This is a genomic window from Streptomyces sp. NPDC026062 (assembly GCF_055568375.1).
In genome coordinates, this window is sequence record NZ_JBVHOQ010000037.1 from 18,283 (window position 1) to 33,336 (window position 15,054).

Annotated in this window: 11 protein-coding genes; 6 read left to right on the forward strand and 5 right to left on the reverse strand. The window is 70.7% G+C overall.

Annotated features, from left to right (window positions below; translation table 11 throughout):
* The 5 genes from ACZ4LX_RS28590 to ACZ4LX_RS28610 all read right to left on the reverse strand — a co-directional run bounded on the left by ACZ4LX_RS28590 (position 1) and on the right by ACZ4LX_RS28610 (position 6,833).
* Complete coding sequence (locus ACZ4LX_RS28590; protein WP_326668918.1) at positions 1–906, reverse strand: carbohydrate ABC transporter permease; 906 nt, start codon at positions 904–906, stop codon at positions 1–3.
* A gap of 113 nt (positions 907–1,019) precedes the next feature.
* On the reverse strand, positions 1,020–2,276 hold the full coding sequence (locus ACZ4LX_RS28595) for an ABC transporter substrate-binding protein (protein ID WP_467651319.1): 1,257 nt from the start codon (positions 2,274–2,276) through the stop codon (positions 1,020–1,022).
* 41 nt (positions 2,277–2,317) lie between these two features.
* Entirely contained in the window at positions 2,318–3,574 is a 1,257-nt protein-coding gene (locus tag ACZ4LX_RS28600) for a Gfo/Idh/MocA family protein (protein WP_467651320.1), read from the reverse strand.
* Positions 3,575–3,615: 41 nt separating this feature from the next.
* Positions 3,616–5,766 carry a peptidase C14 gene (locus ACZ4LX_RS28605; RefSeq protein ID WP_467721310.1) on the reverse strand — a complete coding sequence of 717 codons (2,151 nt, stop codon included), beginning with the start codon at positions 5,764–5,766 and terminating at the stop codon, positions 3,616–3,618.
* A 209-nt stretch (positions 5,767–5,975) separates the two neighbouring features.
* Positions 5,976–6,833, reverse strand: coding sequence for an IclR family transcriptional regulator (locus tag ACZ4LX_RS28610; protein WP_467651872.1), 858 nt, complete (start codon positions 6,831–6,833; stop codon positions 5,976–5,978).
* Between the two features lie 290 nt (positions 6,834–7,123).
* Here ACZ4LX_RS28610 and ACZ4LX_RS28615 point away from each other — a divergent pair, with 290 nt between their 5' ends.
* The 6 genes from ACZ4LX_RS28615 to ACZ4LX_RS28640 all read left to right on the forward strand — a co-directional run bounded on the left by ACZ4LX_RS28615 (position 7,124) and on the right by ACZ4LX_RS28640 (position 14,651).
* The gene (locus ACZ4LX_RS28615; protein ID WP_467651874.1) at positions 7,124–8,494 is read left to right on the forward strand and encodes an aspartate aminotransferase family protein; all 1,371 of its coding nucleotides are present in this window, start codon (positions 7,124–7,126) and stop codon (positions 8,492–8,494) included.
* Entirely contained in the window at positions 8,494–9,681 is a 1,188-nt protein-coding gene (locus ACZ4LX_RS28620; RefSeq protein WP_467651876.1) for a mandelate racemase/muconate lactonizing enzyme family protein, read from the forward strand. Before ACZ4LX_RS28615 ends, ACZ4LX_RS28620 begins: the two co-directional genes overlap by 1 nt.
* On the forward strand, positions 9,678–10,523 hold the full coding sequence (locus tag ACZ4LX_RS28625; RefSeq protein WP_467651878.1) for an amidohydrolase family protein: 846 nt from the start codon (positions 9,678–9,680) through the stop codon (positions 10,521–10,523). The genes ACZ4LX_RS28620 and ACZ4LX_RS28625 overlap by 4 nt, the downstream gene beginning before the upstream one ends.
* Before the next feature lie 149 nt (positions 10,524–10,672).
* Entirely contained in the window at positions 10,673–11,512 is an 840-nt protein-coding gene (locus ACZ4LX_RS28630; RefSeq protein ID WP_467651880.1) for an SDR family NAD(P)-dependent oxidoreductase, read from the forward strand.
* Between the two features lie 74 nt (positions 11,513–11,586).
* Entirely contained in the window at positions 11,587–13,725 is a 2,139-nt protein-coding gene (locus ACZ4LX_RS28635) for a peptidase C14 (RefSeq protein ID WP_467721312.1), read from the forward strand.
* Entirely contained in the window at positions 13,722–14,651 is a 930-nt protein-coding gene (locus ACZ4LX_RS28640; RefSeq protein ID WP_467643512.1) for a GNAT family N-acetyltransferase, read from the forward strand. The genes ACZ4LX_RS28635 and ACZ4LX_RS28640 overlap by 4 nt, the downstream gene beginning before the upstream one ends.
* The last annotated feature ends 403 nt before the right edge of the window (positions 14,652–15,054 follow it).

Consider the following 15,054-nt stretch of genomic DNA (forward strand, 5'->3'; position numbering starts at 1 on the left):
TCACTGGTCCTTCCCGATCACGAGGCGCTGGATCACCGCGACCACCACGGTCAGCACGAAGAGCGCGACCCCGATGGCGGAGGCGTAACCCAGGTCGAAGTACTTGAAGCCCGCGTCGTAGAGCTGGAAGACGAGCGTGTAACTGGCGTTGGCGGGGCCGCCGCCCGTCATGGTGTAGACGGCGTCGAAGACTTGGAACGACGCCGTCGTCTCGATCACCGCGAGGAAGAAGAGGGCGGGCTTGAGCTGCGGCAGCACGATGTACCGGAACCGTTGCCAGGGGCCGGCCCCGTCGGTGAGGGCGGCCTCCTCCAGCTCCCTCGGAATGTCCTGCATCCGGGCGAGCAGGATCAGCATCCCGTACCCGAAGCGGGACCAGACGCCGACGATCGCGAGCGCGGGCAGCACCAGCACGTCGTCGGAGAGCCAGGAGCCCTCGGACATCCCGAACCAGCCCATCAGGGTGGACCACGGGCCGCCGGTCGAGAAGATCCACACGAAGACGGTCGCGGCCAGCACCAGCGAGGTGACGACCGGCAGGAAGAACACCGAACGGAAGAACTTGGCGCCGCGGAACGCGCGCCGGGTGATCAGCGCCAGGGACACCGAAGCGATGAGCGTGCCGGGCACGGCGAGCACGGTGTACAGGACCGTGACCTTGAGCGCCTGCCAGAACAGCGGGTCGTCCCAGAGGCGGGTGAAGTTGTCGAGCCCGATGAAGCTGCCGCCGCCGGTGAGGGAGTAGTCGGTGAAGCTCATCAGCACACCGGCGACGCCCGGACCGAACCGGAAGGCGAGGAACAGCAGGAAACACGGGAGGACGAAGAGCAGGCCGATCCGGGCCTCGCGGCGCGCCTGCGGCCCGCTGCGACGGCCCCGGCGGGTGGGTTCCGCGACGACTGCCACGGGGATCTCCTTGCGGTACGGGGAAATTGCGGGGGGGTTGGGGGCGGTGCCCCCGAGGGGTCGCGGGGCCGGGGCCCGGGTGCGGCCGGGAGACCCGGCCCCGCGACGGCCGGTCAGCGGCCGAGCATCGCCTGCGCGGCCTTCTGCGCGGCGTCCAGCGCGTCCTGCGGGCTCTTCCTGCCGAGCAGCGCGGCCTGGATCTCCGGCGCGAGCATGCCCTGGACCTCACGCGCCTTGTCCTGGAGCGGGCCCACGTCCATGCTCGGCAGCGTGGCGCCGACGGCGGTCTGGAGCGCGTCGTCCGGGTACAGGTCACCGCCGGACTTACGGGCCGGGAAGTAGCCCGCGGCCTTCTGCAGACCGGCCGTGTTCTTCGACTCGGCGACGAAGTTCAGCCAGTCGCCGGTGTTCTTCTTGTCGGCGCCCTTGAGCATCGAGAGCGCGCCCACGGTGCCGTAGCCGACCGACGCGGTTTCCTTCAGCGGCGGCTGGACGACGATGTTCTCCTTGCCCCAGAACGGCTCCACGTCGGCCGGGGTGTTCTGCCAGGTGCAGGCGACCTTGCCCTTGGCGGTCGGGGTCTGCTCCAGCTTGGGCGTGGTCGTGACCAGGTCCTTGTCGGTGTAGCCGCCGTCCACCAGCTTCTTCAGGTACGTCAGCGCCTTGACGCCGGCCGCGTCGTTGAAGGTGACGTTCTTGCCGTCCTCGGAGAAGACGTCCCCGCCGGCCTGCCACAGCAGCGGGTAGAACGTCATGTTCAGCGTCTGCTGGGTGTCGCCGCTGTAGCTGGTGGCGTAGTAGCCCTTCTTCTTGAGCTTCGGGGCCAGCGCCTCCAGGTCCGCCCAGCTCGACGGGTAGCTCTTCTCGCCGATGGCGTCGAACACGCGCTTGTCGCAGATCAGCGGGTTGGCGCTGGTCAGGACCGGGGTGGCGAGCGCCTTGCCGTCGACCGTGACCGACTTCAGCGCGAAGTCGGTGTAGTCGGACTTGGCGTCGGCCGGCATGTAGTCGTCGGCCGGGATGATGCTCTTGGCGTACTTGGGGAGCTGGTCCGGGATCAGATAGACCGCGTCCGGGCCCTTGCCGGAAGCGATGGCGGTGGCCAGGGCGGTGTCACGGTTGGCCCACGGGAAGGTCTCGACCTTCACCTTGACGCCCGCGTGCTCCTTCTCGAAGGCCTTGACCAGGCCGTCCCAGTACGCCTTGTTCTTGGCCTCGTCGAAGATGACCGGGTAGGTCCACATGGTGACGGTGCTGCCGTCGTCGCCGCCGCTGGAACAGCCGGCCAGCACCCCGGCGGCCAGCGCGGTCGCCACGACGGGGGCGGCGAGGGCGCGGACTCTGGAACGGCGGGTGAGAAGACGGGACATGAGGGGGTCCTCCGAGGACGTGAGGGTGGGAAGAAGGGGAGTCACTGCGCCGGGACCGTCTGGACGGTTCCGGTGTGGCGGGCACGCTCGGCGGCGAACGCCGCGAGGTGACTGCCGAGCGAGGTCGCGGGACCGGAGCGGACCGCCCCGGCGTCACCGGTGGCGACGGCGGTGACGAACGCCTCGACGAGCGCGGCGTCCCCGCCGCCGTGCCCGTCCGCCGCGTTCGACCCGGACGTGCCGAGTTCATGAACGGTGGACTCACCGGTCCGGAAGTCCTGTACGGTCACCCGCTCGCCGTCACCGATGAGCCAGCCGTGCGAACCGAAGATCCGGGTCTGCCGGTGCGTCTGCTCGGTGAACGCCACCATCTGGAAGGTCGCGGTCACCTGGCCCGTCAGCTGCATGGCCAGCACCTGGTGGTCGACCACGTCGTTGTCGCTCCGGTACACACAGACCCCGTACGGGCCCTCGCGGAGCGCCTTCAGCAGGCCGGCCTCGTCCGTCGCCTCGGTGACATGGGTGACCGGCCAGACGGCACCCTTCTCACGCAGCGTCGGCATGTACAGCTTCGGGGCGCTGTACGGGCAGCCGGGCTCGACCGCACAGTCGAGGCACCGCTCGGCGGAACCGGCCGGGGCGTTCTCCGGCCGGAAGTGCTTCAGCCCGCCGAAACCCGTGACCTGCTCGATCCGGCCGCCCATGACGTACGTGATCCAGTCCAGGTCGTGGCAGGACTTGGCGAGCAGCATCGGGGAGGAGTCCTTCTCGCTGCTCCACGGCCCGCGCACGTAACTGTGGGCGTAGTGCCACCAGCCGACCGGCTCCAGATGGTCGACCGACACCAGCTGCCCGAGCACACCGGAGTCCACGACCTCCTTCACCAGGTCGGTGTACGGGGTGTACCGCATGACGTGGCACACCGCGAACAGGACCCCGGCCCGCTCGACCCCCTCGACGATCCGGCGGGTCTCCTCCTCGGTCGGGGCGAGCGGCTTCTCGGCGAGGATCGCGTAGCCGGCCTCGGCCAGGGCCAGCACCGGTTCCACATGGAAGCGGTCCTGGGTGGCGACGATCACGGCGTCCGCGATGCGGTTCTCGACGAGCGGGCGCCAGTCGTCGAACTCGACGGGCGCGCCGGCGGCGGCCCGCGCCGCGGGGCGCGGATCGGCGACGGCGACGAGTTCGGCGCGCTCGGGGTGCGCCTTGATCCACTCGGCGTACGTCAGTCCGCGGTTGCCGGCGCCGACGAGTGCGACACGTACGGGCCGGCCGGTGATCGGGGTATGCGTGGACACGGGGAATCCCTGGTGATCGATGGGCGCGAGGGCCCAGATGGTCAGAAGCGCAGCGTGGCCGCGGTGTGGGCGACGCGGTCGCCCTCGTCCGGCAGCGCGGTGCGCTCGGTGCCGTTCTCGACGCAGCCGGTGTGCAGCAGATGGCTGGAGCCGCCGAACGCCGCCGGCCGCAGTTCGAGCCGGCCGCCGGTGAACGTGGAGCCGGTGGCCCGGTAGCGGTTGGGGCCCTCGGTGACCAGCACATGGGCGGTGCCCTCGGGGGCCGTCGAGTCGAGGCCGCTGAGCTGCCAGTCGACGGTCCGGCCGGACCCGGTACGTGCGAGCAGGGCACCGTCCTTGTTGGTGCCGGACAGCCGCGTGCCGTCGACGCGCAGCCGCTGGTCCTTGGCCGAGGTCAGCTTGAGCCCGGTGTCGCGCAGTTCGCCGCCGAGGACGGTGAGGTCGGTGTGGGCGAGCGAGACCGGGGCGGTGTCCTTGGAGCCGGTCAGGGTGCACTGGTCGAGGACGAGCGGCCCGGTGCCGTTGAACACCGCGCCGTCGACACCCTTCAGCGTGGTGCGCTGGAGGGTGAGCGGGACGGTGACGTTCGCCTGGGTGACCTCCGCGCCCGCCGCGAAGGCGAAGGAGGAGTCGGCGATCACGTTGGGGCGGGCGGAGAGGTCCGAGGCCCGCGAGACGATCAGCGGGCCGGTCGCCGTGCATCCCCGCATCTGCACACCGTCCGCGTTGACCCAGAGCATCCCGGAGCCGGCAAGGGACTTCTTGCCGATGACCAGGACGTCCTCCAGCGTCAGATCCGTGATCTTGACGCGGGCGACGAACCAGGAGCAGGCGTGCCGCCGTACGGTGATCCGCTTGGCCCTGCCGCCCCAGGCCGCGCCCGAGTTGGCGAACGTCATCAGTCCGGAGTTGCCGGTGTAGACGAGGTCGTGCTCGAACTGGCCGTGCGTGACGAACGGGCCCTCGTCGTCACCGTCGCCGTGGCAGTTGGTGACGTAGCAGTAGGCGGAGGCCGTGAAGTCGTTGAGGTGGCGGGCGTTGGAGGTGTGACAGTCCTCCACGTGCCCGTACAGGCAGTAGATCTGCTGGGTGAGGTAGCCCGCGCCGCCGTAGGTGACGGACTTCGGGTTGGTGAGCGAGCACTGCTCGGTGCGGTAGTACGTGCACCAGCGGCGCATCACGACCGGCCAGAAGGTGCCGACGGCCTCGATGCCGGAGACGTCGCAGCGCACCGCGTACTCGTAGGAGACCGGGTGCGAGCCGGTCATCTCGTCCTCGCCCCAGCCCTCGAAGACCATGTTGCGCACATGGGCGCGCTCGACGGGTTCGACCTTGGTCCAGGTCAGGGTGCGGCCGGCGGCCAGGTCCCAGCCGATCTGGTAGTTGACCCGGATGTGCTCCGGGTCGACGACGTCGGTGACCTGGACGAGACGCTGGATTTCCTTCTCGTACTTCCCCGCCAGCGCGTTGATCTCCACGGCCCACCACTGGCCGACGGCGAACCCCGAGGAGTCACCGACCTCGAAGAGGTCCGAAAGGTCCGGCATCGCCGCACTCAGGGTGTGTTCGACGGTGGTGTCGGTGGGGGTGCCCCGGAAGGAGAGGACGGCGCCGAAGGGGTTGTCGTGGGTGTTCTTCTCGATGCCTTCGGTGCTGATGCGGTGGCCGCCGAAGTCGAGTTCGATGTTCGAGCGGTTCCAGAGGTGGCGTCGGGTGAACAGGAGGTCGGTGTGTGCCTCGATGCGGTGGACCGTGGGGTCGTTGATCATCGCGTCGAGTGCGGCGTCGGCGGGGGTGGTGGCGTCGAGGTGGCCGAAGGTGCGGAAGTCGAGGGTGCCGGTGTGGAGCTGGTGCCAGCGTCCGGTGGCGGCCGTGGTGCCGGGGGCGATGACGGTGCCGCCGTTGTGCGCGGTGGTGGACTTCTTGTTCCAGCGCAGGGCCATGGTGCCGCCGTCGCCCGGGGTGCGGTAGCCGGCGACGACGGCCCGGGTGCCGTCGGGCAGGGGCTTGGTGTTCAGGGCGCGCAGGGCGGTGACGGTGTCCAGGTGCAGGACCTCACCGGTGTGGGCGGGTGCGGCCTGCGCGGGGCCGGCGGCCACGGCCGTACCGGCCATGACCAGGCCGGCCAGACCCGAAGCCCGCAGCAGATTCCGGCGGGACGACGAGGAGTTGGGGTGGTGCGGAACGCTCATGCGGACTTCGCCTTCCGAGAAGTGCGACGAGTGAGGGAGCGTTCCTGCGGTGGACTGCCGTAAGGCGGATGGCTTAAAAGTGTCCGATCGGTGGGTGTTCACGACGCGATGGGCAGGCGCCGAAAACGGACCGGAAGGGGGTAAACCGCTGATGACGGCTGAATGCCACCTTGGTTGGCAGGGAACCTACGGCGGGTGATGCCGATCGGTCAAGACCCGAATTCGTCGGAAAGCGAGGCGCCGGCCTCCGGGGTCTCGGGATCCGGGTCCTCGACCCAGCCCAGCGAGACACTGATCCGGCGGGCCGCGTCCCGCACCTGCCCGCCCAGTTCCTGGTAGCGCCAGGCCGGCAGCCCGAGCTTGAGACCGGTGATGGACACGGCTCCCGCGCACACCGACCGGTCGTCGAAGACCGGCGCGCCGATGCAGATGATGCCCTCGGCGTCCTCCTCGTCGTCCAGGGCGTAGCCGGCCCGGGCGATGTCGCGCAGATGGGACAGGAACGTCGCCGGGTCGGTGATGGTGCGGGAGGTTCGCCGGGGCAGCCCGAACCTTTCGACGACCGAGGCGGCCTCGCTCTGCGGCACGGCGGAGAGCAGCGCCTTGCCCAGACCCGTGCAGTGCGGCAGCTCGCGCTGCCCCATCCGGAGATCGAGCCTGACGCGCTGGTCGAGCTCGATCTGGTCCACCACGACCGCATGGCCGTCCTCGGGCACGGCGAGCCGGGACGCCATGCCGGTGGCCCCGGTGAGGTCGCGCAGCACGGGGTGGGCGACGCCGCGCAGGGAGACCTGCGACCGGGCGCGGTCGCCGAGCCGGGCCAGGCTCATGCCCAGCCGGTAGCGGCGGTTCATTCCCTCGCCGTCGTCCGAGACGAGGCCGTAGGCCCGCAGGGTCTGGAGCATGCCGAAGGCGGCGCTCTTGGAGATGGAGCACGCCTGGCCGACCTCGGTGACGCTCAGGCCGTTTCCCTGCGAGGGGGCGGCGAGCACTTCGAGGATGTCGGCTGCCCTGGCCACGCTCTTGACCCAGTACTTCGGTTCTTCTGGGGCAGCACTGTTCGTCATAGCAGAACAGCGTAGTGCCTCCGAAGGTGCGGAGAGCGCCTCCGAATCAACAAATCCCCCGGATCCGGGCCTTGTCGGGGCAGGTGGGGGGTTGACCGGCTTTGGGGGCGGACGTAATATCCAGGCACTGTTCTGCTCTACAGAACAGCGTTCTGAAAAAGCGAGACGTATCACCGAGCACCACGGATCACCTCCTTCCTGCGGCGACTGCCGGGCGGATGGCGCCAGGGACTCACGGGCCGGGCAGGGCCCGCGAAAACCGACGACTCTCGACGCAAGGAGCAAGCACCATGAGTTCAGGCCCGGTAGCCAACGAATCCGGAGCCCGACTCGCCGAGCGCGCCCGCCAGGTCGTACCCGGCGGCGTGAACAGCGGTCAGCGCAGCGTTCCCGGACTGACGGACCTGGTGGTCACCGGCACCCACGGCGCACGGTTCCGTACCGCCGACGGCCGCGAGTACACCGACTTCCACTCGGCGTTCGGCCCGCCGCTGCTCGGCCACAACGACCCCGACGTGGCCCGCGCCACCGCCGAGGCCGGCGCGACGCTGGGACACATGGGCGTCGGCGTCACCGAGGGCGAGGTCCTCCTCGCCGAACAGCTCACCGAGCTGATCCCCTCCATCGAGAAGGTTCTGCTCACCAGCACCGGCAGCGAGGCGACGTTCCACGCGCTGCGCGTCTCCCGCGCCGCCACCGGCCGCCGCCTGGTCGTCAAGTTCCAGGGCTGCTACCACGGCTGGCACGACGCGGTCAGCCTCAACGTCATCTCCGAGCCCTCCAAGGTCGGCGGCCACGACCCGATCTCGACCGGCATCCTGCCCGAGGTCCTCGACGCCACCCTCGTCCTGCCGTTCAACGACAGCGAGGCCGTCCGCCGCACCTTCGCCGAGCACGGCTCCGACATCGCCGCCGTCATCGTCGAACCCGTCCCGCACAACGTCGGCGCCCTCCTGCCGTACCAGGAGTTCCTCACCACCCTGCGCGAGGAGACCACGAAGGCCGGCAGCGTCCTGATCTTCGACGAGGTCATCACCGGTTTCCGCCACGACATCGGCGGCTGGCAGAAGATCTCCGGAGTCACCCCCGACCTCACCACCCTCGGCAAGGCCATCGCCAACGGCGCCCCCGTCGGCGCGATCGGCGGCCGTGCCGACCTGATGGACCTCTTCTCCACGCGGCCCGGCGCCCCCGCCTTCTTCGCCGGTACGTACAACGGCCACCCGTCCGTCGTCGCCGCCGCCCTCGCCACCCTGCGCAAGCTCCGCGAGGAGCCGGTCCACGACCACGTCTTCCGGCTCGGCGGCCGCGTACGCACCGAACTGACCGCACTGTACGAGCGCCTCGGCGTCCCCGCGGTCGTCACCGGCTACGGCTCCGTCTTCGTCAGCTACTTCATGCCGGGCGAGGCCCCCCGCACCTACGCGGACCTGCTGAACAACGACGCCTCACTCTTCGTCGGCTACCGCCGCAAACTCCTGGACCACGGTCTGTTCGAGCTCCCGCTCAACCTCAAGCGCAGCCACATCAGCTACGCGCACACCGACGCCGACGTGGACCGTCTGATCGAGGGCACCGAAGCCGCGGTCAGGGCCGTCCTCGCCGACGGCGGCGCCCGTGACCTGGAGAACACCTCGACCATGGGTGGAGCGACCCGCTGATGCTGACCGTCAACCGCACCCGCCCCGCCGGCCCCGCCGGACGGATCACCCGCGTCGAGACCCTGATGCTCGGCACCTCCTGGCGCGACTTCGGCTATGTCCGGGTCCACACTGACGAGGGCCTGACCGGAATCGGCGAGATCACCCACCCGTACCGGGTGAGCGAGGTCTGCGCCCTCACCGAGGCCATCGCCGGGCGCCATCTGATCGGCGCCGACCCCTTCGACATCGAGGAGCTCTGGCTCCGCGTCTACCAGGGCGACTTCCTGCGCGGCGGCGACATGGGCGGCGTCGCCCTGTCCGGCCTCGACCAGGCGATGTACGACCTGATGGGCAAGGCGCTCGGCGTCCCCGCCTACCGGCTGACCGGCGGCGCCTGCCGCGATGACGTACGCGTCTACGCCAACGGCTGGTACACCGGCGAACGCGAGCCCGAGACCTTCGCCGCCAAGGCGAAGGAGACCGTGGCCAAGGGCTACACCGCCCTCAAGTTCGACCCCTTCGGCCCCGGCCTGCACGAGCTGGAGCGCGCCGAACTCCGCCGCTCCGTCGACCTCGTGGCCGCCGTCCGCGAGGCCATCGGACCCGACATCGACCTCTTCATCGAGGGACACGCCCGGTTCGCCATGCCGACCGCGGCCCGTCTCGTGCGGGAGCTGGAGCCCTTCGACATCGGCTGGTTCGAGGAGCCGATGCCCTGGACCCACATCGAGCGGTACGCGGAGCTGCGGCAGCGCGCCGCCTTCCCCATCTCGGGCGGCGAGCACTTCCACAACCGCTACGAGTACAAGCAGCTCTTCGCGACCAACGCCGTCGACATCATCCAGCCCGACCTCTCCATGGCCGGCGGCTTCACCGAGGTACGGAAGCTGGCGGCGATCGCCGACACCCACGGCATGCTGGTCGCCCCGCACAACTCCAACTCGCCGCTCTGCACCACCGTCTCGGTGCACGCGGCACTCGGAATCCCCAACTTCAAGATCCTCGAAACCTTCGACGGGCTCCTGGAGCCGTTCGTCTTCGACGCCCTCCAGGGCACCCTCCCGATGAAGGACGGGCGCATCGGCCTGCCGACCGCCCCCGGACTCGGCGTCGAACTCGTCGACGAGGTCTTCGAGGAGCACCCGCCCAGCCACCGTTTCTGGAACATGTTCGCGGACGGCTGGGAGAAGCGGAACCGCACATGATCGTCGACGTCCACTCCCATCTCTTCCGGCACAGCCACGACTTCACCGACCCGTTCAGCTCCGACTCCGCCCGCGCCCACGCGGGCGAGGTCGACCTCACGGTGAAGTGGGAGGAGTACGCGGCCACCGCGCCCGAGTCCACCCGCACGATCGTCGTCGGCGGCAAGGCACGCCGCAGCGGGCTCTGGGTCGACGACGCCGCCGTGGCCGCGTACGCCGGGCAGCACCCCGACCGGCTCATCGGATACCTGGCCCTCGACCCCACCCAGCCCGGCTGGCAGGAGGAACTGCGGTACGGCCACCAGGAACTGGGCCTGCGCGGCATCAAGCTGATGCCGATGTACGCGGGCTTCGACCCGGCCGCCGAGGAGTACGACGAGCTGTACACGTACGCCGAACGGCACGGCCTGCCGCTGCTGGTGCACACCGGCACGACGTTCGTCTCCAGCGCACCGCTGGAGTGGGCGATGCCCCGGCACCTGGACGCCGTGGCCATCCGCCACCCGGAACTGCGGATGGTCCTCGCCCACCTCGGCCACCCCTTCGAGGGCGAGTGCATCGCGGTCATCCGCAAGCACCCGCACGTGTACGCCGATCTCAGCGCCCTGCACTACCGGCCCTTCCAGCTCTGGCACAGCCTCCGGCTCGTCCAGGACTACGGGGTCTTCCACAAGGTGCTGTTCGGCAGCGACTACCCGTTCACGACGGTCGACGACTCGGTCAAGGGGCTCCGGGAGATCGCCCGCATCCCCGGCATTCCCGGGCTGCCGCCGCTCGACGCGGACGCGGTCGAGGAGATCATCCACCGGCCCTCCCTCGATCTGCTGGGCCTGAACGGCTGAACCCGGCCGTTCCCCACAGCCTGCGGGCCGGCATCCGGGGCACCCCCCGTACCCGGTGCCGGTCCGCAGCCGGGCCGCCGCGCTCCCACCCGTTGTGTCCCGGCGCGGCGGCCCACCTCTCGTCCCTCCCCGTCCGAAGGAACCCCGTCATGACCGCAGCCGTCCCGCCCCGCGGCACCGATCGCTTCGACCTGACCGGCCGCACCGCCCTCGTCACCGGGGCAGCCCGGGGCCTCGGCCGCTCCTTCGCCGTCGGCCTCGCCGAGGCGGGCGCCGATCTGGTCCTCGTCGACCTGCCCGGAGCCGAGGGCATCGCCGAGACCGCGGCGGCCATCGAGGCACTCGGCCGGCGCTGCCGTGTCTACGGGCAGGACCTCGCGGACATCGAGGCGCTGGCCGGCCTCGTCGACACCGTGCGCGCCGAGTCAGGACCGCTGCACATCCTGGTCAACAACGCGGGCACGGCAGCCCTGGAACGCTTCAACGAGATCACCCCGGCCGGCTGGTCGCACATCATGCGGGTCAACGTCGACGCCGTGTTCTTCCTCAGCCAGCGCGTCGCCGAACACATGACGGCCGACTCCGTCGCCGGGCGCATCATCACCATCACCTCGAAGAACGCCCTGGTGGCCGAGGCCGGACTGGCCCACTACAACGCCTCCAAGGCCGCCGCCCAACTGCTCACCGAGACCCTGGCGGTCGAACTCGCCCCGCACGGCATCACCGCCAACACCCTGGCCCCCGGCATGGTCGAGACGCCGATCGACGGCGAGTTCCCCTTCGACCGGGAGGCGTTCGAGTCCGCCTACCGCGAACGCATCCCGCTCGGCAGGTACGCACAGCCCGACGAGTGCGTGGGCGCGCTGCTGCTCCTCGCCTCGGACGCCGGGGCGTACCTCACGGGGGCGCGTCTCGTCGTCGACGGCGGAGTGCTGGCCGACCAGATGCCCCGGATGCGCTTCATGCCGCCGTACCGCAACACGATCTGACCGGGTCCGGTCCCCGGCCCGGTCCTCCTGACCCCCATCGAGCACGCACCGACAACGCGAGGAGCACCTCCGCCATGTCCGCCCCTGCTTCGTCCCGCCGGAATCTGCTGCGGGCTTCGGGTCTGGCCGGCCTGGTCATGGCCGGTACGGCCGTGGCCGCCGGCCCCGCGCAGGCCGCACCCGCCCACACCGGTGAGGTCCTGCACCTGGACACCGTCACCGCCCTGCGCGCCCTGAACACCAAGCCCCTGCCCGACGGCACCCGGGCCGTCGTCGCCGGCTACCGCACCCCGGGCGACGGCGGCACCATGGCCCTGCGCTGGAACAAGAAGTCCACCACTGCGCACAACGGCGGCACCGTCATCGCCCCCGGCACCACGGCCGCCACCGGACGCTGGCACCAGCTCCACACCGGCACCCTCGACTTCCGCACCTTCGGCCACCTCGACGCCACCACCCCCGCCGACGCCGCACTCGACGCGATGATCAACGACCCCACGGTCCACCGCATCGAGGCACACACCGACCTCCTGTTCACCCGACGCCACCTCTGGAACCGCTCGAACATCGAACTCGACTTCGGCGGCCACCGCATCAGCACCGAAGGCATCGAGAAGAACACCCACGACAACCCCTTCGGCGCCGTCCTCTCCTTCCGGGGCACCCCCACCGACACCACCGTCAGGCACCCGCTGGCCGCCGAGGTCATCGAACTCACCGACACCTTCCCGGTCCCCGACGCGAAGACGTTCGCCGTCGGCCAGTGGTGGGCCGTGCAGGTCGATCCGGTGGCGGGCGGCGGCGGTGACGAGCGCGAGCTCCAGAAACTGGTCGAGATCACCGAGATCATCGACGCGGGCCACATCCGGATCGGCTACCTCAACGGCTGGGAACTTGCCGAGGGCCGCATCCTCACCTGGACCCGGATCGAGCCGGTGCGCAACACCCACATCCGCAACATGGTCTTCGAGGGTGCGGGACCCGACGAGTACACCGGGTCCCACCCCGTCAGCTTCGAGTACGCCGTCGGCTGCGACGTCTCCGGCATCCACGCCACCGGCACCTTCTGGCCGGTCATCATGCGGCGCTGGTGCACCCGATTCCGTACCGAGGACTGCTCCCTGAAGAACCCGCCCACGGTCGAGTACGGCGGGGCGGGCTACCTCACCCAGCAGATCTACTGCCTGTACGGGCGGGTCGCCGACTGTACGACGAGCAATGTGCGCCACCTCAACGACCTGACCGCCTCCGCCTACTGCACCGTCGTGAACTGCCACGGCGACGGCGACGACGCGGGCGGCAACCCCTTCACCACCCACGGCCAGTACGAGCACGACCTGCTCTTCGACGGCAACTCCGGGCTGATGGACATCGCCAACTCCGGTTCGCAGTGGGGCATCTCCGCCAAGCGGATCACCGTACGCAGACACGTCTGCTCCTGGTTCACCGCCAATACGAAGATCACCGATCTGACCCTGGAGGACATCACGGTGATCGCGCGCCCGACCTTCGACCAGGCCGGCACCCTCACCGTGAACGCCGACGGGGCGCAGGTGCGCGGCTGCACCGCGAAGACCTTCGCCGTCGCCCAGCGCTCCGCCCGCTCCACCCGGCCGACCACCATCAGCGACTGCTCCTTCGAACCGCCCGCCGGAGCCGTCCTCGTCCAGACACCGGTCACCGCGTCCGTCCACTTCGTACGCTGCACGTTCCAGGGCGTCGACGGCGCGATCCTGCGAGGCGCGGGCCCCGTGCGCTTCACCGACTGCACGGTCACCGGCGCCGGGAACGCGGCCCCGCTCTCGGTGGGTTCGGCCGACCTGCGGATCGACGGCGGTACGTACGACAACACCGGCATCGAACTCAGCGGCGTGCGCGACCAGCGCCTCACCGTGACCGGCGGGGCCCGGTTCACCGGCGGCAACAAGGCCGGCGCGCTGCTCGGCCGCGCGGCCGGCCCGGGGAGGACGACCTGGGACATCACCGGGATCAGCAGCGCGGCGGACGGGCCGGACACCGCCCACGTCCGGATCGCCGACGGCACCAACCACTACGCGGCCACCGGCAGCCGCTTCACCGGCGGCACGCTCCAGCTGGCCCCGGCGGCCCTCGCGTCGGTCCTGCACACCTCGTGCGTCGAGGACGGGACCCGGCGCACCGCGATGCCCCCGGCCGGCGACACGGTGCGCACGGACGGGAACCTCGTCCTGTGAGCGCCGTCGTCCGCACGGCGACCGCCGCCGACGACGCCGCCCTGGCCGCCTTGTGGCGCCGGTGCTTCGACGCCCCGCACATCGCCGCCCTGCATGCCCTCGACCCGGAACGGGGCCGCCACACCTTCCTCGCCGAGAACGCCGGAGGCGGGATCGACGCGGTCGTCGTCTACGTGCCCAGACTGATCCGCGACGCGGCGGGCACTCCCCGGCGCGTCGGCGGCATCGGGAGCGTCGCCACCCGCCCCGAGGCCCGGGGCCAGGGGCTGATCCGGCGCCTGCTGGCAGCGGCGGAACGCACCATGACGGCCGAACAGTGCGCCTGGTCACTGCTGTTCACCGGCACGCCCGGCGTCTACCGGAGCTCGGGGTGGCAGGAGTTCGGCAGTACGTACACGGAGGGGACGCTTCTTCCCACGGCCGTCCCCGACACCGTCCCGGTCCGCGAGGCCACCCCCCAGGACGCCGTGGAAGTGGCCGCCCTGCACCACGCGTACAACGCGACCCGGCCGCTCAGCTCGCTGCGGGCACCCGAGGACTGGGCGGTGCGCGTGCCGGCCTGGTACAGCGCGGCCGAGCGGCCGCTCGTGGCGGTGGATTCCGCCTCGGGGGCGCTCACCGGGTGGATCGTGGCGCAGCACGTGGGGGACCGGGTGGAGGTGCGCGAGTTCGCGGGCGCGGACGGGAGCCTGGGCCCGCTGCTCGCCGCCGTCGGCGCACGCGGCCGGGCGGCGGGGCTGACCGGGGCCCGGGTCGGGATCCCCGTCTCTCCCGCGGTGACGGCCGCACTTCCCCGCCTGCTGACGGATGCCCGGCAGGTGACGGAACAGGTGGGGATGGCACGGCCGCTGCATGCCACGGCCGCATCCGTGCGGGCCACGGTCACGGCGCCCGGTGCCGTCCACTGGTACGGCGACTGCTTCTGAGTCCGGCGTTCGGCCTCGGCCGTCACTCGCCCTGCTGATCTGCGGTTTTTGCCGGGAAGGCGGAGGCGCCGGCTCCCCGGCGCGGCGTCCATGGCGTTGCCTCCGCCCGGGGACCGTGCAGCGTGACGTGTGAGATAGTGCCCGGCCGGTCCGGATCGAGACGGTGGTGGTGTCCGATGCCGGCCGCCAGGTGAGCGACTCGATGCCTTCCCGCAGCCGAGAGAGTTCGGCGACGCCACCCTTCTCCGGGTCGGGGAAGAAGACCGCACCGTACGGGAGGGCCGGACAGCTGTCCGGCCCTCCCGTACGGTGCGGCTGAACAGACGCGGGCATGGCGGAGACGGCCTCGTCCCTGCCCCCGAGGGGCAGCTGCCAGGCATTTGCCAGGGGCGGGGAGGTTGCC

Coding starts and splice junctions, on each gene's coding strand:
- ACZ4LX_RS28615 (WP_467651874.1), top strand. CDS start 7,124: ATGAGTTCAGGCCCGGTAGCCAACGAATCCGGAGCCCGACTCGCCGAG.
- ACZ4LX_RS28595 (WP_467651319.1), bottom strand. CDS start 2,276: ATGTCCCGTCTTCTCACCCGCCGTTCCAGAGTCCGCGCCCTCGCCGCC.
- ACZ4LX_RS28610 (WP_467651872.1), bottom strand. CDS start 6,833: ATGACGAACAGTGCTGCCCCAGAAGAACCGAAGTACTGGGTCAAGAGC.
- ACZ4LX_RS28605 (WP_467721310.1), bottom strand. CDS start 5,766: ATGAGCGTTCCGCACCACCCCAACTCCTCGTCGTCCCGCCGGAATCTG.
- ACZ4LX_RS28625 (WP_467651878.1), top strand. CDS start 9,678: ATGATCGTCGACGTCCACTCCCATCTCTTCCGGCACAGCCACGACTTC.
- ACZ4LX_RS28620 (WP_467651876.1), top strand. CDS start 8,494: ATGCTGACCGTCAACCGCACCCGCCCCGCCGGCCCCGCCGGACGGATC.
- ACZ4LX_RS28635 (WP_467721312.1), top strand. CDS start 11,587: ATGTCCGCCCCTGCTTCGTCCCGCCGGAATCTGCTGCGGGCTTCGGGT.
- ACZ4LX_RS28630 (WP_467651880.1), top strand. CDS start 10,673: ATGACCGCAGCCGTCCCGCCCCGCGGCACCGATCGCTTCGACCTGACC.